General features: G+C 52.5%; 19 protein-coding genes and 1 other RNA gene. 8 read left to right on the top strand and 12 right to left on the bottom strand.

Features of this window, described 5'->3' with window-relative positions; all coding sequences use genetic code 11:
- Positions 1-71 precede the first annotated feature (71 nt).
- The 4 genes from MKO97_RS12995 to MKO97_RS12980 all read right to left on the bottom strand — a co-directional run bounded on the left by MKO97_RS12995 (position 72) and on the right by MKO97_RS12980 (position 7,064).
- Entirely contained in the window at positions 72-1,100 is a 1,029-nt protein-coding gene (locus MKO97_RS12995) for an IPT/TIG domain-containing protein (RefSeq protein WP_241103641.1), read from the bottom strand.
- Positions 1,101-1,111: 11 nt separating this feature from the next.
- Positions 1,112-2,719 (bottom strand): RagB/SusD family nutrient uptake outer membrane protein, encoded by a 1,608-nt coding sequence (locus MKO97_RS12990; protein WP_241103640.1) that lies wholly within the window; start codon positions 2,717-2,719, stop codon positions 1,112-1,114.
- Between the two features lie 10 nt (positions 2,720-2,729).
- Positions 2,730-5,924 (bottom strand): TonB-dependent receptor, encoded by a 3,195-nt coding sequence (locus MKO97_RS12985; RefSeq protein ID WP_241103639.1) that lies wholly within the window; start codon positions 5,922-5,924, stop codon positions 2,730-2,732.
- A 270-nt stretch (positions 5,925-6,194) separates the two neighbouring features.
- Complete coding sequence (locus MKO97_RS12980; RefSeq protein WP_241103638.1) at positions 6,195-7,064, bottom strand: AraC family transcriptional regulator; 870 nt, start codon at positions 7,062-7,064, stop codon at positions 6,195-6,197.
- Positions 7,065-7,206: 142 nt separating this feature from the next.
- On the opposite strand from MKO97_RS12980, the gene MKO97_RS12975 reads away from it, so the two are divergent.
- Genes MKO97_RS12975 through MKO97_RS12950 form a run of 6 tightly spaced genes read left to right on the top strand, consistent with a single transcriptional unit; the run spans position 7,207 to position 15,228 of the window.
- Positions 7,207-8,376, top strand: coding sequence for a glycoside hydrolase family 26 protein (locus MKO97_RS12975; RefSeq protein ID WP_241103637.1), 1,170 nt, complete (start codon positions 7,207-7,209; stop codon positions 8,374-8,376).
- Positions 8,377-8,378: 2 nt separating this feature from the next.
- On the top strand, positions 8,379-10,304 hold the full coding sequence (locus MKO97_RS12970) for a sodium:solute symporter family protein (protein ID WP_241103636.1): 1,926 nt from the start codon (positions 8,379-8,381) through the stop codon (positions 10,302-10,304).
- A 19-nt stretch (positions 10,305-10,323) separates the two neighbouring features.
- Positions 10,324-11,514 carry a glycosidase gene (locus MKO97_RS12965; protein WP_241103635.1) on the top strand — a complete coding sequence of 397 codons (1,191 nt, stop codon included), beginning with the start codon at positions 10,324-10,326 and terminating at the stop codon, positions 11,512-11,514.
- Positions 11,511-12,689, top strand: a complete 1,179-nt coding sequence (locus MKO97_RS12960; RefSeq protein ID WP_241103634.1) for an AGE family epimerase/isomerase — start codon at positions 11,511-11,513, stop codon at positions 12,687-12,689. The genes MKO97_RS12965 and MKO97_RS12960 overlap by 4 nt, the downstream gene beginning before the upstream one ends.
- Positions 12,690-12,728: 39 nt before the next feature.
- The gene (locus tag MKO97_RS12955; protein ID WP_241103633.1) at positions 12,729-13,940 is read left to right on the top strand and encodes a glycoside hydrolase family 26 protein; all 1,212 of its coding nucleotides are present in this window, start codon (positions 12,729-12,731) and stop codon (positions 13,938-13,940) included.
- A 1-nt stretch (position 13,941) separates the two neighbouring features.
- A complete protein-coding gene (locus MKO97_RS12950) occupies positions 13,942-15,228 on the top strand; it encodes a cellulase family glycosylhydrolase (protein ID WP_241103632.1) in 1,287 nt (428 codons plus the stop codon).
- A 5-nt stretch (positions 15,229-15,233) separates the two neighbouring features.
- Here the strand turns inward: MKO97_RS12950 and bglX are convergent, their stop codons facing one another.
- The 3 genes from bglX to MKO97_RS12935 are packed head-to-tail and all read right to left on the bottom strand — an operon-like array spanning position 15,234 to position 20,000.
- Positions 15,234-17,507: a beta-glucosidase BglX gene (gene bglX, locus MKO97_RS12945; RefSeq protein ID WP_241103631.1), complete on the bottom strand. Its 2,274-nt coding sequence runs from the start codon at positions 17,505-17,507 to the stop codon at positions 15,234-15,236.
- A 2-nt stretch (positions 17,508-17,509) separates the two neighbouring features.
- Positions 17,510-18,889 carry a sialate O-acetylesterase gene (locus MKO97_RS12940; RefSeq protein ID WP_241103630.1) on the bottom strand — a complete coding sequence of 460 codons (1,380 nt, stop codon included), beginning with the start codon at positions 18,887-18,889 and terminating at the stop codon, positions 17,510-17,512.
- Positions 18,879-20,000: an SGNH/GDSL hydrolase family protein gene (locus MKO97_RS12935; RefSeq protein WP_241103629.1), complete on the bottom strand. Its 1,122-nt coding sequence runs from the start codon at positions 19,998-20,000 to the stop codon at positions 18,879-18,881. Before MKO97_RS12935 ends, MKO97_RS12940 begins: the two co-directional genes overlap by 11 nt.
- A gap of 90 nt (positions 20,001-20,090) precedes the next feature.
- On the opposite strand from MKO97_RS12935, the gene MKO97_RS12930 reads away from it, so the two are divergent.
- Positions 20,091-20,663, top strand: coding sequence for a pentapeptide repeat-containing protein (locus tag MKO97_RS12930; RefSeq protein ID WP_241103628.1), 573 nt, complete (start codon positions 20,091-20,093; stop codon positions 20,661-20,663).
- Positions 20,664-20,674: 11 nt separating this feature from the next.
- Here the strand turns inward: MKO97_RS12930 and MKO97_RS15075 are convergent, their stop codons facing one another.
- Together MKO97_RS15075 and MKO97_RS12925 are read right to left on the bottom strand one after the other, a co-directional pair.
- A complete protein-coding gene (locus tag MKO97_RS15075; RefSeq protein ID WP_256463643.1) occupies positions 20,675-20,920 on the bottom strand; it encodes a glutaminyl-peptide cyclotransferase in 246 nt (81 codons plus the stop codon).
- Positions 20,921-20,951: 31 nt separating this feature from the next.
- A complete protein-coding gene (locus MKO97_RS12925) occupies positions 20,952-21,704 on the bottom strand; it encodes a glutaminyl-peptide cyclotransferase (protein ID WP_256463642.1) in 753 nt (250 codons plus the stop codon).
- Between the two features lie 86 nt (positions 21,705-21,790).
- On the opposite strand from MKO97_RS12925, the gene ffs reads away from it, so the two are divergent.
- Positions 21,791-21,889: signal recognition particle sRNA small type (ffs, locus tag MKO97_RS12920), an RNA gene on the top strand.
- A gap of 730 nt (positions 21,890-22,619) precedes the next feature.
- On the opposite strand, the gene MKO97_RS12915 is transcribed toward ffs, so the two are convergent.
- The 3 genes from MKO97_RS12915 to MKO97_RS12905 are packed head-to-tail and all read right to left on the bottom strand — an operon-like array spanning position 22,620 to position 25,324.
- Entirely contained in the window at positions 22,620-23,675 is a 1,056-nt protein-coding gene (locus MKO97_RS12915; protein ID WP_241103627.1) for a hypothetical protein, read from the bottom strand.
- A 60-nt stretch (positions 23,676-23,735) separates the two neighbouring features.
- The gene (locus MKO97_RS12910; RefSeq protein ID WP_241103626.1) at positions 23,736-25,091 is read right to left on the bottom strand and encodes an alpha/beta fold hydrolase; all 1,356 of its coding nucleotides are present in this window, start codon (positions 25,089-25,091) and stop codon (positions 23,736-23,738) included.
- Positions 25,088-25,324, bottom strand: coding sequence for a hypothetical protein (locus MKO97_RS12905; protein ID WP_241103625.1), 237 nt, complete (start codon positions 25,322-25,324; stop codon positions 25,088-25,090). The genes MKO97_RS12910 and MKO97_RS12905 overlap by 4 nt, the downstream gene beginning before the upstream one ends.
- Positions 25,325-25,347 lie beyond the last annotated feature (23 nt).

Here is a 25,347-nt window from a genome sequence, read left to right as displayed (position 1 = left end):
GTATCTAATGAAACATTCCCCGGAGCCATCCGGGGAATGCGTTCAATAACTAACTCAACCAATACTAACGCTTAGTCGACGGTGAAGCCGATGTTGTCGATGTAGTAATTATGTGTACTTCCTGTAAACTCTTGGAACGAAATGTTCTGAAGGGCGGCCGGGTTTCCGAGCTGTGCCCACGTTAAGCGCACCTCTTTCCAGTCTTTCGACGTGGTGATCGCATGGTCCGCGTTACCCCATCCGTTGCCATTTACAATCCATACCAGTTTTCCGGCGTCATCCGAACGAAGGAAGAAATGGATACCGGTGTAGTTCGACAATTGGTCGTTCCAGTTCCAGTTCCCCTGGATGTTGCCCCATCCTTCGATCGATTTCTTGATGAAGGTGGTGCCCTGCGCGGCCTGTGCGAAGTTGGTCACATACTCGTGGTTGTTCCAGCTTTCGATGTTCCATGGGCTGTAGAAAACGTCGTCGTAGATGGCAGTACCTACAGCAGTTCCGTATTCAGCAGAGCCGGAAATGGTGGTCACGGTTACCTTCTTGTTCTGTGAACCCGCCGGTAGGATCGCGTGGATTTCCGTCAGGGTACTCGATACGACCTGTGCCTGGTTGTTCCCCACCATTACCACCGGATTGAGGAAATACGATCCGTAGATGGTAATTTCCTGTCCGTCGGCGGCATTAATCGGGTTGAAACTGTGTACGCCCGGTGCCGGTGGTGCGACCACAAAGTCGAATTCGGCTTCTCCGTTTTTAGTGACCACACGGAGCTTGTTCGATACATCGGCATATGGGGTGTCACGATCGATCGTCACGAAGATATCCGTGTCAGTCACCAAAACGGGATTAAAGTACGTGTCCGTGTCGTTGAAATAGATCTTTTGCGTCGTAGCGAAGCCTGAGCCATGTATGACATACATATTGGCGGCATACCCGACGGTTACCGGTTCAAGGTTGGCATCGGCCGCAGCCGCCACACTCTCAATCATTGGTGCGCCACCGCTGCCCTCACTGTCAGAGGAGCAGGAAGTACCCACCATCGCCATGCTGCCTGCGAGGAGGAAGTAGACGAACGTTTTCATCATTGTTTTTCTTTTCATATTCAATTTATTTAGTTGAATTCATAAGGAACCGGATCCTCCATAAGCTTAGGATTTTTGGCGACTTCGGCATCTGGATAGTCCAGGTAGAAGTCAGATTCGTCTGGCGTAAAATACTGCGCAGCGAACATGTTACCACGGTTTTGGGCAGCCATGAAGGCAATCGCCTGTGCACGCGGCAGACGGCCGAGATCGAACCAAAAATCACCTTCGAAGCAAAGCTCTTTTCTTCTTTCAAGGAAGATGTCATCGAATGTTATAGTCGAGACGCTGGAAAGACCGGCACGGTTGCGTACGGCGTTGAACGAAGCCAGGGCAGATGCATCCGATGTGCTGGCACCACCGGCCAAAACCGCTTCCGCATGGATTAGGAGAAGGTCGGCATAGCGCATGATATAGGTATTGTTTGACATTGCGCCGTTACCACCGATTTGCGTCGGGCCGGTCAGGTTGCCGTTTTCGATACCGATACAGTACTTTTTGATAGCAGCACCCGCCATCTGGCCTCCAATCTGGTCGGCAGGTGGCACGGTAAAGCCTACCTGGGCTGTTTGGCCGCCATTGACGAGGACTTTGATATCCGGGTAGGTGTCGCCTGGAATCATCAGAGTAGCGTGTTTCCGTACATCACCATCGCTGTATAGGTTGAGTACGTCTTGTGACGGACCGAATACGCCTCCATACGAGCAGTTTGACGTGGTCAGGTTGGCACTGGAAATACCGAATTGCGTGTTGCAGATATTGCCGGAACCATAGGTGCCGTCCCATTGCCATTGCAGGGCGAAGATTGACTCTTCGTTGTTGTTGTTCGGATAGGTGAACAGGTCGTAATACGATTTACCCGGCAATTGCGCACCGCCTAACAGCTTAAACTCGCCGCTGTTGATGACGTCTTCGGCCATTTGGCGGGCTTCGGTGTATTTCTTCTCATAGAGATACACTTTTGCCAGCATTGCCTTGGCCGATCCTTTTGATACGTGACCATTAGCGGAATAGTTACTGCCACGGTTTTTCTCATATAGACGGTCGATAGCAGCGAGGTAGTCGCGTTCGATCAGCGTGTAGATGTCTTCGATGCGGTTGGTGCTCAATTGCGGTTGGTTGATGTAGTCGAGGTTGTTCTCGATGATCGGCACAGGTCCCCACAGACGCACCAGATAGAAGTAGGCCGTCGCGCGGAGGAAATACGCCTCTCCGATGGTGTTCTGGAGTACTTCCGGATCAACTGCCGGACCCGTACGGGCCTCAAGGAAGTTGATGATGGCGTTCGCCTGTGCGATGTTGCCCCACAGTGCATCCCAGCCGTTTTTCAATTCCGGGTCGCTGCCGTTGAGCGAGAAGTTCACCATGGCACTTACGTCGGACGAGCCGCTGTACATGTTGCCTGATCCGACTTCGCTTACCGCATAGAGGAATTTTGTCTGGAATAAAAACCACGATCTCGAGTAGAGAACGTTGGTGGCGGAGGCTACCTGTTCATTGGTGCTGTAGTACGAGTCAAGGCTGATGGCATCCTCAGGCGGGCGATTCGTAAAATCAGACTCGCAGGAAGCCATGGACAATGCCAGTACGGTGAGCCCTAAACAAAGCTTTCCTAATGTTACTATTTTCTGTTTCATTTTCAATTTTTTAGAATTCTACGTTGATGCCCAATGAAAATACGCGTGGCTGTGGATAACGTCCGTTATCAATACCTGACAACAGGATGTTCTGGTTGAACGAACCGATTTCAGGATCGTAGCCGCGGTATTTGGTGAACGTATGGAGGTTTTGGGCGCTGCCATACACACGGACTCTCGTCATTTTGATTTTAGAAGCCAGTTCGGACGGTAGGGTATAGCCCAGTGTCAGGTTTTGGATACGGGCATACGATCCGTCTTCTACATAACGGCTGGAGATCAAAATGTTAGGGTTAGACGTTGATCCAATCGGACGTGGGATGTTGGTATTGGTGTTTTCCGGCGTCCAGTAATTCAGTGCGTCGGTCAACTGGTTAACATACAACTGGGCGTTGGTGGTGCCGTTTCTCCAGGTTAGGTTCATGATGTCGTTGCCGACAGACCCTTGGACGAATACCGACAGGTCGAAGTTTTTGTATTTGAAGGTGTTGGTGAAACCGAAGGTGAAGTCAGGGTGTGGGTTACCGATAATCGTACGGTCAGCACCGTTGACAACGCCGTCACCATTCACGTCTTTGTATTTGATGTCACCAAGATACGTTTGTCCTGCTCCGGTGCCTACCGATTGGTCGAACTGGATCGGAGCCGCATTCAGCTCGTCGAGGCTGTTGAAGATACCTTCTGCCACATAGCCGTAGAACATACCAATTGGTTGGCCTACTTTGGTGTTGGTAACGTCAACCGGGATGTATCCGTTAGTGTTGATGGATTCGGTCAGGATCAATCCGTCCTGCAAGCCGACCAATTCGTTTTTGTAGTGGGAGAATACGAAGGTTGAATTCCATGAAAGGGACGATGTACCCTTCGTAGCATACGTCAGCGTGATGTCAACACCTTTGTTCTCCATGGAACCGATGTTCGAGTAAGGCGCATCGATACCACCATAGTACGAACCAGGACCCGTCAGGTAACTTGGCAGCGGCACGCGGAAGAGGAATCCTTCCGATTTTTTGATGTAGTAATCGATATTCGCACTCAGCCTTGAGTCAAGCATAGTAAAATCGAGTCCGATGTTGGTTTGTTTCATCGATTCCCACGTAAGGTTCGGGTTCGGCATGTTCTGGATGGTGTAGCCTGGCCCAAGTCCGGATGTACCGGGCTGCAATAACGCGGTGTAGCGGTTGTTCGGAATTTGCTGGTTACCGGTGGCACCGTAGCCGACACGGAATTTGATGTTGTCGATGTATTTCTTGGTGCTTTCCATGAATTTCTCATTCGAAAGCTTCCAGGAAACGGCAGCAGCCGGGAAGTAGCCCCACTGGTTTTTACCGGCTACCGGGTCGAATTTTGACGAGCGGTCAGCACGGTAGGAAGCCGAGAAGCTGAAACGGTCGTCGAAGTCGTATAATACCCGTCCGAAGAGTGAGTAGAGGGAAGCGCTTCCTTTGTAGTAATCATTCTGTGTGACGATGATATCCGAACCAAGATTTACAGTGGCCGGGTTGTTGACCTGCGCGCCTACCGAATAGACGTTAAGTCCTTCCCAGTGGCTGTCGTTCGCCTCCTGTCCCAAAAGCACGGTAAACTTGTGTTTTTTGATCGTGCGGTCATAGCTGAGGAGGTTCTTGAGGTTAATAGAGTACCAGTTCGAGCCGCGTTTCCATAATTCGGTCGCGGTGTGCGTTTGTACGCCCCAGAAATAGGTCGGAAGGAAATCCTGCTGGTCAGTGAATTCGGTGTTGGCACCCAATTCGACGCGGTATTTGAGCCCTTTGAAGAGGGTAGCTTCAGCATACAGGTTACCAAGGAAGTTCTTGCGTACGAGTTTGTTATCCCGCACGAGTGCTTCAGCCACCGGGTTGAAGTAAGTCGCGTTCTGGTCGTTTGACAGCGGGCCTGCGAAACTTCCGTCAGCATTACGTACCGGGATATCCGGCGCCTGCAATAACGTACCGCTGATCAAACCGCTGTAGCTTTGATTTACGGTCAGTTGTTCGTTGGTGATACCGGTGCTGACGTTGGCGCCCGCACGAAGCCATTCTTTTACTTTACCATCTACGTTGGTACGCATCGTGTAGCGCTTATAGCCCGACCCGAGTACCACACCTTCCTGATCCATAAAACCGCCTGATAGGTAGTAATATACCTGGTCAGTAGCGCCAGAAAAAGAGATGTTGTGGCTTTGTGTCACCGCCGTACGGTACACTTCATCCTGCCAATCGGTACCTGGCCCCAGCAATTCCGGGTGTAGGAACTCATCGCGGATGGCGCCTGGCTGGTTGTAGATCGTAGCCAACGCGGTTTGTTGTGCCGCATACTGTGGCAGGTTTAGCACATCGAGCTTTTTGTAAATGGCAGCGGCGGAGGTATAGCCCTCATACGAGATTTTGCCATTTCCTTTCTTACCCGATTTTGTCGTGATGATGATGACCCCATTCGCACCCCGTGACCCGTAGATAGCGGTAGCGGAGGCATCTTTGAGGATGTCAATCGACGCGATGTCGTTCGGGTTCAGCATAGAAAGCGGTGATACGGCGTTGTTACCCGCCTGTCCGTTTGACGAAAAGTCGTTTCCGGCGATCGGGCGGCCGCTCATCGATTTGCCCGTCGCGTCACCTGAAACCGGCACACCGTCAATGATGTAAAGGGGTTCGTTGGTTCCCGTAATCGACGTGGCACCGCGGATTTTGATAGATACAGAACTACCCGGTTGTCCGGAGTTGTTGGTCAGCGTCACACCGGCCGCCTTGCCCTGAAGCATTTGGTCAACAGTGGTTTGCTTGAGATTTTCGATGTCTTTGGCTTTGACGCTCGAAACGGCGCTGTTCACGTCGTCTTTTTTCTGGGTGCCGTAACCAATTACGACAACCTCGTCAAGGCTTTCGACACTGCTTTTTAGCTTTACGTCTACTTTGCTTTGGTTATTGACGGCGACTTCCTGCGAGACGAATCCCACGAAGGAGAAGACCAATGTGGCGTCGCCAGCCGCATTGATGCTGTAACGACCATCGATATCGGTCACGACGGCCTCGTTAGTGCCCTTAACAGACACGGTAACACCCGGCAGCGTCAGTCCGTCCGGATCGGAAACCGTCCCCGTTACCGTTTTTTGCGCCCACGTACCCGCGGAACCCAAAAGAAGCAACAGGAAAAGCATCCGTCGGACGACATTGCTTCCGGAAAAATGCGTTTGTAATTTTCTCATAATTTGTTGGTGGTTAAATTAAGTTTGAGTCAGACAGGTGCCTCTCGAAAAAGAGAACCTCCCTGCCTTAACAAAACTATAACAGCCTCCCAAAACAGGTTAATACTTTTCTATCAATTGATGATGAAATTTTGACCTGATAACGATTGCGGATCGGAAAAAAGCAAATAATACACCTATATATTAGCAGATTGCCAACAGGAGTCTTATTTTATTATGGGTATTGGAATTTAAAAATCCGCAATGGAACTGAAAAAAGGCCGATTTCCGCTACAAAATCCGCTTGAGTCCTGAGAAATTTTCGCGGTATTGGCTCGGTGTGCAGTTCTTGATGGTCTTGAAATTCCGGTTGAAATTCGCGATATTGTTAAAGCCCGACCGGAATGCGATTTCCGAGATGCTAAGGTCTTTTTCTGCCAGCCAGCGGGCGGCATATCCGATCCGGATGTTGTTGACGTAGTCGACAAAGGTTTTCCCCGTCCGTTTTTTGATGAACCGGTTGAAGGAAATCGTACTCATGTTCGCCGCGGCGGCCACTTCGTCAAGGGTGAGTTTCTCTGAAAAGCGTTTCTGGACGTACTCATACACCAGCTTCATCTTGTCGAATTCCTCGAAGGTATCGTAATCCACTGTGTAGGTTGATAGCAGGCGCTGGTTGCGCGAATTCGCCATGTCATACAGGATGGAAATGATTTCAAGGAAGTAATCGATGCCATCCAATTTGGAGATTTTTACCAAACGCGCTGCCAGGTCCTGGGTGGTTTTAGTCGAAAACAGGATGCCGTGGTTCGACCGCAGAAACATGTCGCGTATCGGATTCATGATCCGACGTGACAATAGCGTATCATGGAAGAGATCGTTGTGGAATTGTATGGTGATCTCGTGTATCTGTTTATTTTTACATTGGTGCAGTTCCCAGCCATGATACAGGTTCGGCCCGATCAACACCAGTTCATAATCGCCGATTTCCTCTACGTGGTCGCCTACGATCCTTTTGACGCCGCGGCCGTTATGGATGAAATTGATCTCATATTCGGGATGGTAATGCACCGGAAAATCGAAGTTGTCTTTCACCCGGTCAAATACAAGAAAACTGTCGCCCGCCGATAATGGGGCGATTTCGCGGTAAAAGTGGCTCATGATGGGGTTGGTTTAGGCTGCAATAATATGATATTATATTGACAAAATAATATTGAGGGCGCTTTCCGTACTGCCTGTATCTTTGGAAAAAGGATGCACAATTCGTAAAAACTCCTTCATCCTTTTTAAGAATCAACTATTTATGCGCACAATTTTTAGACATTTCATACGGTTTGCCGTGCCCGCTGCGGCACTGCTCGTCTGCCTTGGCCCGGTATCGTGCGCCACCGCCCAGGTATCACCGACCCGCACGGCCGATGCGGATGCAACGCCGGAAACGGTCATCCTTTGCGGGAACCTCCGCGCCCAAACGCAACACCTGATGTTCGGGCACCAGGACGATCTTGCCTATGGGGTCACCTGGAAATATGAGGCCGGACGAAGCGATGTCAAAGACGCATGTGGCGACTATCCGGCTGTGTATGGCTGGGATTTGGGCGGACTCGAAAAAAAATCCGATAAAAACCTCGACGGTATTCCGTTCAACCTCATGCGGCAGTATATCATCGACGCGCACAAAAGGGGTGGGGTGATCACCATCAGCTGGCACATGAACAACCCGCTCACCGGCGGTAACGCCTGGGATACGACCAAAGGTTCACTGGCGTCGGCACTTCCCGGAGGTTCGGCACATGCCACCTACGTGTCATGGCTGGATAATGCGGCCGATTACCTGAAAACGCTGAACGATAAGAACGGTCGTCCGATCCCTATTTTGTTTCGCCCGTTCCATGAATTGACAGGCGACTGGTTCTGGTGGTGCCGCAACAACGGCTCGCCGGAAGAGTTCCAACAACTTTGGAAATTCACCTTTGACTACCTGCGCAAGAAAGGCGTACACCAACTGTTATACGTCTACAATACCAGCAATTTCGACTCAGAAGAATTGTTTCGGCGTTACTATCCAGGCCGTACCTATGCGGATATGCTGAGTTTCGACCATTACCAGATGGAAGGTCCCAACAGCCGGCAGGCGTTTATAGACGTCGTACGAAAACAACTGGACATGATGTCGAATGTCGCCAAAGAAGAAGACCTTCCCATGGCGCTGGCGGAAACGGGTTTTGAAGCCGTTCCTGATGCTGCCTGGTGGACGGGCACCCTCATGGAGGCCATCGGCGACTATCCGGTTTCGTATGTACTGGTGTGGCGCAACCACGGCTGGAACGAGTATATGAACCCGCCGCGGATGCACTATTACGCGCCCTACCGAGGACAGGCTTCTGAAGCCGATTTCAAAGCCTTCCGGGCACTCGAACGCACCTGGTTTGAAAAAGACGCCGCAGCGGCCAAGCTCTACCAAAAACACTAAAGATGAAGTTATCTACCCTCGACCTTTGTATCATCGCCGCCTACTTCCTGCTCATGATCGCCATTGGCCTGTTCATGAAGAACCGCGCGCGGAAAAGCAAAGACAACTACCTGATGGGCGGCAAAAAGTTGCCGTGGTATATGCTCGGACTGAGCGACGCCAGCGACATGTTTGACATCTCGGGCACGATGCTCCTCGTGAGTATGGCGTTCCTATACGGTTTCAAAAGTGTCTGGATTCCATGGATGTGGCCCGTCTTCAACCAGGTATTTCTCATGGTCTTTCTCAGTAAATGGCTGCGTAGAAGCAATGCGACGACTGGTGCGGAATGGCTGGGCACGCGCTTCGGACTGAGCGGTCGCGGGGTACGCCAGAGCCATGCGATCGTCGTGGTATTCGCGCTGATGCTATGCATTGGTTATATGGCGTATGCGTTTGTAGGAGTAGGGGAGTTCCTCGAGATTTTCATCCCCTATGAATCGGTGAAGCACGTCTTTCCGTTCCTCGATGCCGGACTTGAGCATTTGACGCCGGGTACACCGGCCTATGAAACCGCCCTGATCGCTGCCAAAAGCACGACTGCCCAGTTTTATGGCGTCAGTATTTGTGTCGTCGCGATGTTCTATAGTATCGTCGGCGGTATGCACGGTATCGTATTGGCGGATTTCATCAAGTATATGATCATGATCGTCTGTTCGTTGTTCGTGGGCGTAATCGCCATGACGCACCTGGCCGATTCGGGTGTGGTGCTGACCGATCGCCTGCCACTCGGATGGGACAGTCCGTTTTTCGGCAGTGAACTCGGCCTCGACTGGTCAGGGTTGCTGGCCGAAGCGGGCACGAAACTCGAAAAAGACGGTTACCATTTCTTCGGTGCCATTGTGGGGATGATGTTCTTCTCCGGCGTGTTGAAAAGCCTTGCGGGTCCGGCGCCGAACTACGATTGCCAGAAAATCCTCAGTACAAAATCACCGGAGGAAGCCAGTAAAATGAGCGGTTTCATTTCCATCATCCTACTGCCCATACGGTATTTCATGACGATGGGACTTTGTATACTGGGGATCCTTTACTTCAAAGAACTGCCGCTACACCGCACGGCCGATGGCGTCAATTTCGAAAACATCATGCCGGCGGTTATCAATACGTATTTGCCGTTGGGATTGGTCGGACTCGTACTCGCTGGGTTCCTCGGGGCCTTCATGAGCAACTTCTCCGGCACGCTGAATGCCGGTCAGGCCTATATCGTAAATGATATCTACCTCAAATTCTTCCGGCCGGATGCCAGTCGCCGCAGCGTGATCAACATGGGATACATTTCGGGGATTGTTATGGTGGTGCTGGGTGTCGGACTCGGACTGCTGATCCGCGATGTAAACATGATTTTCAATATCATCACAGCCGGATTGTATGGCGGTTTTGTATGTGCCAACGTACTGAAATGGTATTGGTGGCGCTTCAATGCCAACGGATTTTATTGGGGTATGCTGGCCGGTATCATTGCCAGTGCCATCCCGCCGGCGCTTTCGGTGTCGGGCGTAACCGACTATTTCGACGGCACCCGCCTATTGTATTTCTTCCCCGTATTCATTGTCATCCAGTTGACCGCCTGCGTAGTAGGATCGTATGCCGCACCGCCTACCGATTCGGAGACACTGGTGTCGTTTTATACCACCGTACGTCCGTGGGGACTCTGGAAACCGGTGCGTGACATGGCGCGCCAAACGCAGCCCGACATCGTGGCGAATCCGAACTTCCGGATCAACATGTTCAATGTGGCGCTCGGTATTACGGGCCAAATCCTGCTGACACTCCTGCCGATGTACCTCATACTGTCTAAATGGACCGAACTTATTGTAGTGATAGCCTTACTGTTGGTCATCGTACTAACCATGCGAAAAACCTGGTGGAAGCGACTATCCGATTTTTGATTAAAGCAAATAGAGTATCATGTACCAAACCCAACCTATCGAGAGAATAGCTAACTACGAACTGCTAAAAAAACGGCACCAGGCGTTGCTTACCCGTCCTAACCAACCGGCGGAAGGGGGCAACGGCATCTATGACCGTTATATATACCCGATCCTTACGGCGGAACACACACCGCTGGAGTGGCGCTATGACCTGAACGCACACACCAATCCGTTTGGGCTTGAGCGCATCGGGATCAATGCCACCTTCAATGCCGGCGCCCTGAAATGGAACGACCGCTACCTGTTGGCCGTACGTGTGGAAGGGAACGACCGTAAATCGTTCATCGCTATCGCGGAGAGTCCGAACGGCATCGACAATTTCGTCTTTTGGGAAACGCCCTGCGTACTGCCACAAACCGAGAACCCGGATACCAATGTCTACGATATGCGCCTTACCGCCCATGAAGACGGCTGGATCTACGGGGTGTTTTGTACGGAACGCAAAGATCCACAGGCACCCAAGTCTGACACCAGTGCTGCCGTAGCCAATGCCGGCATCGTGCGCACCAAAGACCTCAAAACCTGGGAACGCCTTCCTGATCTGGTGAGTAACGCCGGCCAACAACGCAATGTCGTGCTCCACCCTGAGTTTGTCAATGGGAAGTACGCCGTATACACCCGCCCGCAAGATGGTTTCATCGATGTGGGATCCGGCGGTGGTATTGGATTGGGCTATATCACCGATATGAAGCATCCGGTAGTAGAAGACGAATCGATCATCTTCGGAAAGAACTACCATACCATTTATGAATTGAAAAACGGCCTGGGTCCCGCACCGATTAAAACCGAAAAGGGGTGGTTGCACCTGGCCCACGGCGTGCGCAATACAGCGGCCGGCCTCCGGTATACCTGTTATATGTTTATGACGGCGCTTGACGATATTTCACGTGTGACGCATGTTCCCGCAGGGCATTTCATCGCACCACACGACGAAGAGCGCATCGGAGACGTATCGAACGTGGTGTTCTCAAACGGCTGGATCGCCGATGACGACGGCACGGTGTACATTTACTATGCGTCGTCGGATACCCGTATGCACGTGGCGGTGTCGACCCTCGACAAATTGGTTGATTATGTCATGAACACGCCAGTGGATACCTTTACCTCCTCCGGATCGGTGCAGACCATTATCGACATGGTCGAGCGAAACAAATCCCTCCGCCCATGACCGAACAGGGTTTTCGCGACGCGCTGTCGGTTGAACTCGACCGGATTCTTGGCTTTTGGCTGGAGCGGATGCCCGATTACGCAAACGGAGGCTTTTTGGGTGCGATCGACTGGCAAGACCGTCCGCAGCCGGAGTCGGATAAGGGCGCGGTGTTGAATGCCCGTATCCTTTGGACCTTCTCGGCGGCCTATCGCCTTCGTCCGTCTGACAGCCTGAAAGAACAGGCCCAACGCGCGTACCAGTACCTGCATCGGTATTTTTTAGATCCGGTGTATGGCGGCGTGTATTGGAGCCTCGATTATACCGGCCAACCCAAAGAAACCAAGAAACAGGTCTATGCGCTCGCCTTTGCCTTATACGCCTGCGCGGAATACTACGCGGCCTTCGGCGATGTGGCAGCCCTTGGGGATGCCGTTGGGTTGTGGAGGACCCTTGATGAAAATTGTCGCGATACCGAGCGTGGTGGCTACTACGAAGCCTTCACCCGCGACTGGGCACCTATCGAAGACCAGCGCCTGAGCGATAAGGACGCCAATGAGAAGAAAACCATGAATACGCACCTGCACATCGCAGAGGCGTATGCCTGTTTGTATAAGGTGGCACCCCACAAAGAGCTACGCGACCACCTAATGGACTTGCTACAGACCATCGACCGCTATTTCATAGACGAAACGACCGGGCACCTCCGGCTGTTCTTCAACGAAGAATGGGTTGAGAAGAAGGATGTGATTTCGTACGGACACGACATCGAGGCGGCCTGGCTGCTGCTCGACTGTGCGGAAGAGATGGGGGATGACGCGCTCATAAAACGCTACCAACGCCACTGTGTGCGCATGGCGGATGCTACGTGCGAAGGCCTTGATGTTGACGGTGGACTCTGGTACGAATACGACCCTGCTGACAACCGTCTGATTGCCGAGAAGCATTGGTGGCCCCAGGCCGAGTTATGGCTGGGTTTCCACAAAGCCTGGGAGCTGACGCAAAAGTCAGACTACCTCGACATCATCTACCGAAACTGGACATTTACGCAGTCGACGCTCTTTGATTACCAGAACGGGGAGTGGCGCTGGGGGGTGTATGCCGACGGTTCGCCCATCGAAAAAGACAAAGCCGGCTTTTGGAAGTGTCCGTATCACAACGGACGTGCCTGTATCGAGTTATTGCGCCGGTTATAGACGCTGAAATCAATCGGCCCGAGGGCCCTACTATACGCTATGAAAACCACTTTTTTACTTGGCGCGGCCCTGGCGGTCTGCGTGGCGTGTTCGTCATCCGGCTCAAGTGACGATAACAACAACGGAACGCCGACCCCAACCGATGTCGTAACTCCACAAAATGTAGCGGATTACCTCGTTGACCCCAACGCTACAACGGAAACGGCGGCCCTTTTCTACAACTTGCGGCTGCTGTCGAAGACCCGTTTTGCGGTCGGCCAGCACGATGCGTTTTATACGTATTTCCAGGACAACGCGGCGCAATCCGATATGAAGAAAGCGACCGGAAGCGATCCGGCAATGCTCGGTTCCGACTTCATGTTCATCACCGACAAAAACAACGACGGTACCTCGGGTAACTGGTATCATCAACAGGAGCAGAGCATCAAAGACGATATCCGCGCGGCCTATGCCCAGGGGATGATCAATACGTTGTGCTGGCACCTTCGGGAGCCCAACCAGGAAACGAGCTTTTATGCGAACGACATGCCGGAAGCGGATCGGGCGACCGCGTTTCGAAGCATCCTTCCCGGCGGAAGCCATCACGAGTGGTTCAAATCGAAGTTGGATAAAGTGGCTGAGGTATTGTCATCGCTCAAAGACAGCAACGGGAAACCCATCCCTATTATATTCCGTCCCTTCCACGAATTTGACGGCAATTGGTTTTGGTGGGGAGCGGCTTATTGCACGGCGGAAGAATACAAGACCATCTTCCGGTTCACGGTGACCTATCTTCGCGATACAAAGAATGTACACAACGTATTATATGCGTTCTCGCCAGACAACTCCTACACCAACGAAACCGGCTATTTGTCGCGGTATCCCGGTGATGACTATGTGGATATCCTGGGCATGGACAACTACGGCGATTTCAACAACCAGGGGCTTACCGGGTCCGGACGGGCGAATGCGAAATTGCAGTATCTCACCCAGTTGGCCGAATCACGGGTGAAGGTGGCGGCGCTGACCGAAACAGGCTACCGCGTCACGGCTTCTGTGCCGCCGGTGACCGGTTGGTTTACCGACGTCCTGTATCCGGCCCTGACCGACAACAACGTCCGGATTGCGTATGTGATGTTTTGGTCGAACAACCAGGACGGGTATTACGTGCCGCCGTCCGGTCAAACCAATACTACTGATTTTGTTACCTTTACCAACAAGTCGCGGTCGATTTTGGCCTCTGAACTTCCTTCTATGTATACTTTCCCATAACATGAAAAAACTCCTCCCTTTATTGCTGTGTGCGGCTGTGATGACGGCGCAGCACGTTGATCGTAAGGCCTTTGTAGGCGTCGACGGTACGCACTTTACCAAGAACGGAAAACCCTACTATTACATCGGCGCGAACTATTGGTACGGCGCCATCCTGGGATCGAAAAAATACGGCGACCGCAAACGCCTGACCCGGGAACTCGACCAAATGAAAGCAAACGGCATCGACAACCTTCGGATTTTGGTGGGAGCCGATGGAGGAGGCTATGACTTTACCGTCCGGGAACCGCTGCAGCCGAAGCAGGGCACTTATGACGACGCATTGCTCGACGGACTCGACTACCTCTTATCCGAAATGGGAAAACGGGGCATGACGGCGGTGCTGTACCTTACGAACAATTGGGAATGGTCGGGCGGTATGTCGCAATACCTCGAATGGAATGGGTATGGCCCGATTCCGAATCCGAATCTAAACGGGGGTACGTGGCCGGGGTTTATGACGTATGTGACCCAGTTCCACAGTTGCGCGCCTTGTAAGGACGCGTTGGAGAAGCACATCCGCTTCATCATTGGCCGAAAGAATGCCTACACGAAGAAGAAGTATACCGAAGACCCGGCCATCATGGCGTGGCAAGTGGCCAATGAGCCCCGGATCTTTACGGTAGAGAATGAAAAGGCCTTTACGGAATGGTTGAATGCCACGGTGGATCTCATCGACCAACTCGATCCGAACCACCTGATTTCAACCGGGTCGGAGGGAAGTGCCGGGTCGAATGCCGACCAGGCAGCTTTTGAGCGCACCCACCAGAATCCGCGTATCGATTACCTGACGATGCACATCTGGCCTAAAAACTGGGGTTGGTTCGACCATGCAAAGGAGCAGGAAACCCTTCCGGTGGCTGTCGCGAACGCGACGGAATACCTCGAGCGTCACATCGCGTCAGCCGAAAAACTCAAACGTCCGATCGTGGTGGAAGAATTCGGTCTGCCGCGCCGTGGTGAAGCGCTCACTGCAGATGCGTCTGTCGAAAGCCGTAATACATTCTATGACCTGTTCTTCACCCGACTTCAGCGCAGTGTGGCAAATCACGAAGCGCTGGCGGGCGTGAATTTCTGGGGCTATGGCGGTGAAGGCAGGGCAGCCAATGAAAAAGGCAAATGGAACAAAGGGGATGCCTATACGGCCGACCCGCCCCAGGAGCCACAGGGACTCAACTCGGTCTTTTCATCGGATGCCACTACGCTCGACCTGATTCGTACCCGGAACGAGGCGCTTCGAAAGAGGTAAGACGGTTATTCGAGTGTGAACGCTGATTCGAGGCTCGTCGCGGAACTACCCCCTACAAATACGTTGAAAACGCCCGGTTCCACCAGGTAATTTCCATTGTTGTCGTAGAAACCGAGTTCTTTATCGGTCAGCACAAAACGAACCGTTTTGGATTCGCCCGGCTGCAGGTCGACCAACTCAAATCCTTTCAATTCCTTTACCGGGCGTGTTAAGCTCGCGGCAACGTCACGGATGTATAATTGCACGACTTCACGTCCGGCGCGTTTACCCGTGTTGGTTACCGTTACCGATACGTTCACCGGTTGCCCTTTCTTCTGCTGGCGTCCGACCTCCAGTTTTTGGTAGCTGAACTGGGTGTAGCTCAGTCCGTGGCCGAAGACGAATAGTGGGGTTTTCTCGGTATCGGTGTAGTGTGACCAAAAGACGTTCTGGTCGGTGTTGACTGGCCGTCCGGTGTTGAATTGCCCGTAATACATCGGGACTTGCCCCACATTGCGCGGGAACGACATCGGCAGTTTTCCGCCCGGGTTATAGTCACCGTACAATACCTCGGCAACGGCGTTTCCGGTTTCGGTACCCAAATGCCAGGCCTCTACAATAGCGGGAATGTGTTCCGCAGCCCACGGCAACGCCAGCGGACGTCCGTTGTTCAGTACCAATACGATATTCGGGTTGACTTTGTATACTTCTTCCAGCAATTCCTGTTGCAGGCCCGGAAGTCCTAATTCGGTGCGGCTGCGCCCTTCGCCACTCTGGAACCCGTGTTCGCCCAGCACCATTACCACTACATCCGCCTCTTTTGCGGCTTTCAATGCGGAAGGGAAGCCCGAACGATCGGTCGTGTTGAAGACCAACTCTTTCGTAAAAGCGGTTTCGCCTTTGACCAGGTCGGCTCCTTTTTCATACACCAGTTTGTTGCCGTCGTAACGCTTCATGCCAGCCAGCACCGACACGGCGGTGTGGTCGTCAGACGCGATTCGCCAGCTACCCAGCGGACTGTTGTCGTCGGCGGCCAATGCCCCGATCAGGGCAATCTTTTTGCCTTGTTTGGGAAGGGGCAGGAGTTGTCCTTCGTTGCGCAACAATACAATCGATTTGCGCGCCATGTCCAGAACGGCCTCGTGATGTGCTTTGCTGCCGATGGTCTTTTCGCGCGCTTCGTCGCAGCGACGGTAGGGATTGTCGAACAGTCCGAGTTCAAACTTCACCCGCAGGATGCGCCGCACGGCATCGTCGATCACCGATTCCTGCACTTTGCCCTCCCGCACCAATTGTGCCAGGTGTGTGACATAAGCCGAGGCTTCCATGTCCATATCAGATCCGGCTTCTGCCGCTTTTTCTGCCGCTTCCGCGAGGTTAGCCGCGTAGCCGTGGGTGACCATCTCACCTATTGAGGCCCAGTCGGAGACGACAAATCCGTCGAATTTCCATTTTCCTTTCAGGATGTCGCGCTGCAGGAGGTGGTTGCCCGTGGCCGGGATGCCGTTCAGGAGGTTGAAGGCATTCATCATCGTACGGACGCCTGCATTTCGTGCCGCTTCGAACGGCGGCAATACGACGTTGTATAAGGTAGCGTTTCCGATATCGACGGTATTGTAATCGCGACCGCCTTCTGCAAATCCATACGCCGCGAAGTGTTTGGCACAGGCCGCGATGGAACTGGGTGACGTGAGATCCGTTCCCTGGAATCCTTTCACGCGGGCAGCGGCGACTTTACTTCCGAGGTACGGGTCTTCCCCGGCGCCTTCCATCACGCGTCCCCAACGGGCATCACGCGAGATGTCGACCATCGGGCCAAATGTCCAGTCGATACCGGCGGCAGACGCTTCATCGGCAGCTACACTGGCGGAACGGCGAATCGCGTCGAGATCCCAACTGGCCGCTTCGGCAAGGGGAATGGGACTAAGGGTTTTGTATCCGTGGATGACGTCAAAACCAATGATCAACGGAATACCCAGCCGCGTTTGCTCGACGGCGATTTTCTGCACGGCCCTGACGTTTTCGACACCGCGGACGTTCAACATCGAACCCACCCATCCTTTGCGAAGGTGTTCGTATTTCTTTTCGGCAGAACCGCCTTGCGGAGCCGGACCGGTGACATCCCAGAAACCGTTGTATTGGTTCATCTGGCCGATTTTTTCCTCAAGGGTCATTTGCTGCATCAACAGGGTGATGCGTTCTTCAATGGGCTTTTTCGGGTCAAGGTGCGGTTTGGTTTGCGCGTTCATCATAGGGGACAAAAAGGTGGCGAGCGCCACGGCTGCTAGTGGTTTTTTCATCGTTATTCGGTTTGGAAGGTCGAGGCCGGTAGCCCGGCGGAGTTGAACAAATCGGAGACGGCGTCGCTACGCAGGGCATAGCGTACACGGGTAGGGGATGTAACATCACGACACGACAGGATGACCTGGTTGCCTGAAATGCGGGCTTCGGCGGTGTGGAAGACGCCGTCGGCACCTGCTATTTCAAAAAGGGTGGTTTTTTTAGAGGTAAAATGGAGACCGTCGGCATGGCGGAATTGAACGATTGCTTTTCGACCGTCGGCATGCCATCCCTCATAGAGTGGTCCCTGGTTTTCCCCTTTTTGGATGCCGTAGACATCCGCCAGTGCCAGTCCGGCCAGTCGGCGCCCAACCGGTTTTTTATTTTGGGGATGGATGTCGTCGATGGTCGATACGTCGGAGATCACGACCATCCCGACTTTTTCGGTCATCGAAAGTACTTTTCGCTGGGCGTTCCGGACGATGCCTGCCCCGAACTCATTGTTTTCGTATTTGTAAGGCGCAATCTGGACGAAATAGAAGGGAAACGTGTAGCCCCAGGCAGCACGCCATGAGGAAATCAAGGCCAAAAGTGTCGTTTCATAATGGGCCGCGCCCGTGTTTGATTCGCCCTGGTACCAAAGTGCACCCGCGATTCGATAGGGTATCAACGGATGGATCATGGCATTGTAGGCGTTACCAGGCAGGTGTGGACTCCATTGGTTATCGGTCAGCGCGGCGGCTGCCTGCTTTAGGTAGTCATCGGATGCGATGGTGGTTTCCGGAATCCAGATCTCAGCCGGACTCCCGCCCCAGGCCGATACGATCAGCCCAATCGGGACGTCGGGCATTTCTTCGCGCAGTCGTTTCGCAAAAAAGTACGCCACCGAACTGCTGTTTTTCATGACTTCCGGAGTGATGGATTGCCACGTAACCGGCACGTCTTCCTGAGGAAAGCGCGATGCTTTTTTGGTAATAGTCGCGATGTGAATCAACGGGTCGTTGGCTTGTGCGACTTCCGCTTCGCGATCGACAAGTCCCCACGACGGCGTCATTTCCATATTCGATTGGCCCGAGCACAGCCAGACTTCACCGAGCCAGACATCCTGGATGACGCGCTCGTTCCACCCTTTGATACGGATGGTGTAGGGGCCACCGGCAGTGCCTGTCTTTAAGGTAAGCGAGAAGTGGGCCATTGCCGTTCCTTTGGTCTTGTATTCGGCGCCGTCCCACGAGGTAGTGACGACGATTTCTTCCGACGGATTGGCGTATCCCCAAAAGGTCACTTCGCTGTTCCGCTGGAGCACCATCCCATCGGAAAATACCGACGGCAGTGATACGTTTGCGCGTCCGAACAGGCTGATGCCGAAAAAGGTCAGGAGGGGTAGGATCCTACTTTTCATCCAGTAGTTTTTTTAGGAAAGGTGTCAGTTCGGACGCCATTTTTTGATCGTCTTCCTTGCTTGGATGGTACCCACAACCCTTCGGTTCCATCGGCTGGAAGGTGAAGCGGCGAAGCGTACCGGTTGGAAAGGCAGCCTGTATGGTATCAAGGGCAGCCATGAGTGTGGCGTGGCGCTCGCCGTTGAGCATGGGGCTCGACAACAACACGATCTGGGCCTTCGGGTAGCGTTGTTGCAGCATCTTTATGAAGGCGATGTAATTGTCGGTAAATTGTTTGGCGTCGAACGGTGTGCGGGGCTTTTTCCCGTCACCGGCCGAGAGGTCATTGGTGCCGAGGCAAATAGTCACAACATCCGGCTGGAAAGTCGCGTCGAAGGGACGGGTGTCGGATTCACGTAAGGCTAATTTCCCGTAGACTTCGGGCATGATTTCCGATTCGGAATTTTCGGTATTCCAGTTGCGGTACATTCCCATTCCCGACACGGAGCTCAGCAGGAAGTCGGCATGGAGTGCGCGGGCGGTGATTGGGGCATACGACCAATAGGCATTGTGTTGGTCGTACCATTCTCCCGACCCACACGGAAGCGCACTTTCGTCGTTCCCCATGCCACAGGTAATGCTGTCGCCAATGAATTCGATGCGTTTGCGCTTTTTGGCTTTGCCCGGCGCTACAATCTTTGCGGTAGTACCCAGAAAATCGACAAACCCGTTTTGGGCTTCGGTCGCTTTGTAGACCACCAGTCGGTGCCGACCGGATTTAGTGACCGCAACCGAATAGGGGGCAGGGCGTCCGGGTTCAATGCGGATGCGGCCCAGATAGGTTCCGTCGAGTTCGAGGCTGACGTAATTGTGGTGGGGATAGTCGTCAACCGACGCGAGCGTCAGTTGGCAGTCAGTGCCTTCAAATTCGAAGGCAACAAAGGAGGCCGCCCCGATTAGTCGAATACCCTTGTCGGATAAGGGCGCCACGCGTCCGCCAGTCTCAAGGTTTGTTTGTGCGTGTAAAGTGGTAACCCCCAACAGGCAGGTGATTAGAAAGAAAACCGTTCTCATGAGCGTAAAAATAACGGAAAACGGGTATTGGAATTGATACGATAGTTTCAATCTCATCAAAAAAAACACCCGGTTGTGTCGGCGGCTACAACGATAAGGCGGTGAAAAGACGGGGAAATCGAAAATAATGTCGCTACTTTGCCGACGATGACGACGTATGTTTTTGATAAGTTTTTTTCGGGTGTTGTGTACGGTCGCGATGACCTGAATCTCACGGAATTCGAGGAGTGTGTCTTTACCGATTGCGATTTCACCGCAACTAATTGCATTGGATTGACCTTCATTTCGTGCACCTTCCGACACTGCCGTTTCGACGGAGCACAACTGAACCACACGGCCTATCGAACCGTTTTTTTTGAGGAGTGCAGTTTTGGGGGATGTAATTTTGCGATGTCGGACAAGCTTATCTTTGAAGTCCACTTTACCGACTGCATCCTCGACTTTGCCAAGTTTTATGGCCTGCGGATGAATGCCGCAACCTTCACCCGATGCAGCCTGGTGGCGGTTGACTTTATGGCATGTGACCTACAGAATGTGGTATTCGACCAATGCGACCTGTATCGGGCGGAATTCGAAAAAGCCGACGCGCGGCGTTGTGATTTCAGCAGCAGCCGGAACTACACGTTGCATCCGGGGCGTACGAAGGTGCAACGGGCGTTGTTTTCGCGTAACGGACTTGCCGGCCTCGTTAGTGGTTTCGGCGTGCAGGTGGTGGAGTAAGGTAGCTTCGTTTAATCGGCAAGCCGTACCTCAAATAGTTTATCCCAGTTCTTGCCGGTGATGAAGAAAGTTTTCGTTTTGGGATTGTAGGCAATGCCGTTCAATACCTCGGCCGTGCTGGATTTGAGTCCCTTGCGGAGTTTGGAGAAGTCGAGTACTTTTTCAACGACTCCGGTCGCCGGATCGATAACGGCTACAAGGTCTTTCTGCCAGACGTTTCCGTAGATTTTGCCATTGGCGTACTCGAGTTCGTTCACGGCTTTGATCTTGCGGGTTCCGGCGTATACATTAACGAAGGAGAGGTGTTTTTTGTGTGGCCGGGTCCACTTTCCATATTTTCTCCGTTCCGTCGGATTGGAAGATATGGGTATCATTGTGGGTCATACCCCATCCTTCGATATTCTGGTCGTAGGTGAACTTCTTCTCAAGTTTCCAGGTATCGGCATTGTAGATGAATCCGGTTTTTTCCTGCCAGGTCAACTGGTAGAGTTTCCCTCCGATGACAGTGATGCCTTCACCAAAATACTCGCCTGACAGGTCCCGCTGGCGGAATACTTTCCCCGTTTTATAGTCGTATTTCCGGATCCAGGATTTGCCCTTTTGTCCGGTACTTTCAATGAGCGTATCGCGGTAGAATTCCAGTCCTTCCGTAAAGGCCTCCACATCATGCGGATACGTATTGACCACGGTGTAGCTGAGGGGCGCAGGTTCAGTGGAGGCTACGATTTCCACCCGGCTTGACGTCTCTTCTGGTTTGACGTCGCCGGCATAGACTTTTGCCGTCACCTCGCGATAGCCCAGGGGAAGATTCGACAGGGTAAATGCCAGTTTTTCACCCGCTGCTACCCGTTTTCCATCCAGAAACCAGGCCACACTGTCAATGTCACGTTGCCCTGGATTGGCGACTGCTAGAGTGAGTTTGTCGCCGTTTTTGTAATAGGCCTGCAAGTTACTTTCATCGATGGCAAACGGATCGTCTTTGCCACAGGAAACCGCCAACAGGCATAACGAGGTGAACGCGAACAGTTTGGATGTCTTCATGTCGGATGTATTTCGAAAAAAGCACAGGCCGCGTCAATTCTGGGCCCGGGCGCTTGCGAAAATACGAATTAATCGTATATTTGCAACGGCAAGTCCTGCACGACCAGCTCCTGCAGAATCCCCCAGGATGGGAACATAGCAAGGGTATGTGGTTGTAGCGGTGCGATGCAGTAAGCTTGCCATTTTTTTCTTTTTTTTGTCTTCCTTCGGGGAGATTTTTTTTGCCCCGTAAGTTTCAGAAAAGGCACGTACTTCTCACTTTATTCCTCTCTACTCTTTTAACAAAATAGGCGGATTTCCCGTACTGTCATGTCATCGGGAAAGGGTATTTTACGTTAGGGGAGGGGCGGATGCGTCCCTTACGAAAAGCCGCCGACTTACGGTTACGGGAAATCCATACTAATTGTTAAAGTTTGCATTTGGTACGAGTCAATGGGCTATTCCATGCCCCTTATCCACCCGACATTACAGCACGCCACGGACATGGATTTTCTGTCAGATGGAAGGCCGTCAACTATCAACAATCAACAATCAACAATCAACTGTCAACCCTCAACCCCCAACTGTCCCCAACTCGTCCTAACCATTGACAAAATGTGCGGATTTCCCGTATTGCCATGTCGTCGGGAAAGGGTATTTTGCGTTAGGGGAGGGGCGGATGCGTCCCTTATGAAATGCCGCCGACCTACCGTTACGGGAAGTCCGTACCAATTGTTAAAGTTTGAATAGAGTACAAGTCAATGGACTATTCCATGTCCATTACCAGACATTACAGCACGCCACAGACATGGATTTTCTGCCAGATGGAAGGCCGTCAACTGTGAACTGTCAACCGTCAACCGTCAACTGTGAACTGTCAACCGTCAACCGTCAACTGTCAACTGTCAACTATCAACTATCAACCCTCAACCCTCCCTACGGCAACTTAAACACGTTCACCCCAATCGCATAACCGTACACTTTTTTATCAGCGTCGGTGTAAATTCGGATTTTGTTGCACGCTCTTCCTAAGTCGATCTTCGTCCACGTGGTGCCGCCATCAGTCGTTTCGAAGCCGCTGTTCATCGTACCCACGTAGCCGTGTTTTTCATCGATGAAACCGATACCAAATTCGCGTGCACCGGCATCCTGCACCAAATCAATTTCGGTCCAGGTTTCGCCGCCGTCGGTGGTTTTAGCTACGCGTTGTTGTGCGACACTTGGTTCGGGATTATAGGATTGGATGGTCACGTATCCTACTTTGGCGGTCGGGAATGACACCTTCCAGGTGGTTTCAAACGGGCGGGCCGATTGGAATACTTTGCGCCAGGTCGCCCCGCCATCGGTCGTTTTCAGGATAAGGGCATTCGATTGGGAGATGTCTTCGCTTGTCGCCGCGCACGCAAAACCGGTGTTTTTATCGAGCATCCGGATGTCAAATAACATCTTGCAATCGGATTGCATACTACGCGAGGTCCAGGTTTCTCCACCGTCGTGTGAAATCATGATGTTGGCCGGACTTCCAACGCGTCCGACGCCATAAATATGGTATTTGTAATCAATCTTACCGTGGTTGATGTATTGTTCCTTTACAACATCAAAAGCACACAATCCCTTCACATACGGGCCTTTATACGGAACCGGTTTCCAGGTAACGCCTCCGTCGCGGGTGCCATACAATGGAATGGTATCCGTAACATTCGGGAAGTAGTCGGTGCCGACCGTGCCGACGAACCCGACATTTTTGTCAAGAAATACAATGGTACGGAAAAAGGATCCTTTTTGCTCCAACTGCTTCGTCCAGGTCTGGCCGCCGTCGGTGGTATGGTAGATACGGCCATATCCGTTGACATACCAACCGGTGTTGCGGTCTACGAAGCTGATGTCGTCCTGCTTGCCCTGATAAGGTTCAGTAGTGAGTTTTTGCCAGGTTTGTGCCTGGGCTGACAGGAAGCCTAACAATTGGAATACGATAATGGCGATGGTTTTCATAGGTGTAGTGCTGATGGTGTTTCGTTTTAAAGAAGTGTAGGTTCGGATCGTTCCGTTACATTACCGGAGGATTTTTTGCGCCCATTCGACGGATGTTCGTGTCACTTCAGGGTTGAAGGCCTCGAACAATTCCTTAATGTGTCCGCCGCTAAACAGGTCAAACGCCTGCTGCATGCTCCCCGAACGGGCCAGATAATGATCGGTTTCCGGAAAGGTGACCAGGGTCGCGCCGCCGGGATGGTAATGATTGACTAGGTCAACGATCTGTTCGTGGTCGGCTTTCGAAAATGCCTGGAAGTCAGATTCACCAAACAGCACCAGTACCTGGGCTTTGGTATTCTTCCAGTTTTCGAGCAACGGGTAATCCTGTATCTGCCGCCAGTATTCCTGGTTGCGCTCGAAAATCATGCTATTTCCGTCATACTGCCAGTCGGTTTTCAATACCTCCGCCTTAGCCGGATCGGCCGCAATGGATTCCAGTGGTTTTTTCGCGATGAAGTAGTCGTAGGCGATTTCACCCTGAATTCGACATTTGGACTCGTATTCCAGCGGTGGGGTATGTGCGAGTTTCAATTGAAGGCGGTTCATCTCAAGTTGGTATTCGAACCAGCTTTTCGCCGTCGTGCCATATACGATTACTCCTTTGACATTTTCTGATGCGCTGATGGCGGGCGCTATAATGCCTCCCATCGAATGACCGAAAATAAAGAGCTGGCCTGCGTTCACGTAGGGGAGGGACTTCATTTTTTCAAACCCGGCTTTGAAACTTTCCACTTCGTCGGTAAGTGTGGTCATCCGGCAATCAGGCGTGTCGCGGCTGTCGCCCAGACCACTTTTCTCTACCCGCACCACTACAAAACCGGCGGCGCTAAAGGCGCGGGCAACGCGTTCATAGGGATGGTCGGCCGGAAGCCCGTCAATCGAACTGCAGGTATATCCGGGTACAAAAAGTACGGCAGGAAAGGTTCCGTTCCCCGCTGGTTTGTTGATGATCACGCTAAGGTAACCACCCTTGAACGCCACACGGTCGTAGAGCACCTCGGCCGCCGGATCGGTAGAGCGCGGGCGACCGGCGACTTTGGCGGATACGGTCGTTTTCTTGCCTCCGCGGAGGAGGGCCAGGGTGATTTTATCGCCTTCACCGGAACGCGCCATGGTATCGACCACGTCCTGCGGGGAGGTAACCGGACGACCGGCAATGGCCGTGACGATGTCATCTTTTTGCAGTTTTGCGTTGGCGGAGGTACCTCCTACCACTTCTGTTATCCGGATGCCCGCCGGATCGGGTACGATGCGCGCGCCGAACCAGCCTTTTCGAGGCAAGGTCTGGGCGTGATTGAGTGTGGTGCAGAGTAAGGCCAGCGCAATCACGGCATGTCGGCACGTAAGACGGAAGGGACTAACTGATTTTCTCATAAAGACTGCCATTCGAGGATACCACTTATAAGTACGACGATGAGCTCAGCAATCAAAACGGCTTTCTGCCAAAACGGCCGGTCTTTCCACGTTTGCTCGGGGTTAAACGGATCGAAGGCCAGCGCAAGTCCGAAATAGATGAGGGCCGTGCCAGGTTCTTCCCGATACAAAAGAAAGAACCATCCCATCAAGACAAATGCGATGTGCAGATAGCGGTTGAAGGGCGTTTTCATCTTTTTTCTTCAAAAGTACGGGC

It is taken from the genome of Flavobacterium sp. HJ-32-4, assembly GCF_022532105.1.
In the GTDB taxonomy this organism is placed as follows: Bacteria; Bacteroidota; Bacteroidia; order Flavobacteriales; family Flavobacteriaceae; genus Flavobacterium.
Note: the sequence above shows the minus strand (reverse complement) of the source record. Positions and strands in the feature narration are given on the sequence as shown.

Excerpts from the sequence above, each read along its gene's own strand:
- MKO97_RS12995 (WP_241103641.1), bottom strand. The coding sequence starts at position 1,100 with ATGAAAAGAAAAACAATGATGAAAACGTTCGTCTACTTCCTCCTCGCA.
- MKO97_RS12990 (WP_241103640.1), bottom strand. The coding sequence starts at position 2,719 with ATGAAACAGAAAATAGTAACATTAGGAAAGCTTTGTTTAGGGCTCACC.
- MKO97_RS12940 (WP_241103630.1), bottom strand. The coding sequence starts at position 18,889 with ATGAAAAGTAGGATCCTACCCCTCCTGACCTTTTTCGGCATCAGCCTG.
- MKO97_RS12910 (WP_241103626.1), bottom strand. The coding sequence starts at position 25,091 with ATGAGAAAATCAGTTAGTCCCTTCCGTCTTACGTGCCGACATGCCGTG.
- MKO97_RS12970 (WP_241103636.1), top strand. The coding sequence starts at position 8,379 with ATGAAGTTATCTACCCTCGACCTTTGTATCATCGCCGCCTACTTCCTG.
- MKO97_RS12960 (WP_241103634.1), top strand. The coding sequence starts at position 11,511 with ATGACCGAACAGGGTTTTCGCGACGCGCTGTCGGTTGAACTCGACCGG.
- MKO97_RS12915 (WP_241103627.1), bottom strand. The coding sequence starts at position 23,675 with ATGAAAACCATCGCCATTATCGTATTCCAATTGTTAGGCTTCCTGTCA.
- MKO97_RS12930 (WP_241103628.1), top strand. The coding sequence starts at position 20,091 with ATGACGACGTATGTTTTTGATAAGTTTTTTTCGGGTGTTGTGTACGGT.
- MKO97_RS12925 (WP_256463642.1), bottom strand. The coding sequence starts at position 21,704 with ATGAAGACATCCAAACTGTTCGCGTTCACCTCGTTATGCCTGTTGGCG.
- MKO97_RS12955 (WP_241103633.1), top strand. The coding sequence starts at position 12,729 with ATGAAAACCACTTTTTTACTTGGCGCGGCCCTGGCGGTCTGCGTGGCG.
- MKO97_RS12975 (WP_241103637.1), top strand. The coding sequence starts at position 7,207 with ATGCGCACAATTTTTAGACATTTCATACGGTTTGCCGTGCCCGCTGCG.
- bglX (WP_241103631.1), bottom strand. The coding sequence starts at position 17,507 with ATGAAAAAACCACTAGCAGCCGTGGCGCTCGCCACCTTTTTGTCCCCT.
- MKO97_RS12985 (WP_241103639.1), bottom strand. The coding sequence starts at position 5,924 with ATGAGAAAATTACAAACGCATTTTTCCGGAAGCAATGTCGTCCGACGG.
- MKO97_RS12965 (WP_241103635.1), top strand. The coding sequence starts at position 10,324 with ATGTACCAAACCCAACCTATCGAGAGAATAGCTAACTACGAACTGCTA.
- MKO97_RS12950 (WP_241103632.1), top strand. The coding sequence starts at position 13,942 with ATGAAAAAACTCCTCCCTTTATTGCTGTGTGCGGCTGTGATGACGGCG.
- MKO97_RS12980 (WP_241103638.1), bottom strand. The coding sequence starts at position 7,064 with ATGAGCCACTTTTACCGCGAAATCGCCCCATTATCGGCGGGCGACAGT.
- MKO97_RS12935 (WP_241103629.1), bottom strand. The coding sequence starts at position 20,000 with ATGAGATTGAAACTATCGTATCAATTCCAATACCCGTTTTCCGTTATT.
- MKO97_RS12905 (WP_241103625.1), bottom strand. The coding sequence starts at position 25,324 with ATGAAAACGCCCTTCAACCGCTATCTGCACATCGCATTTGTCTTGATG.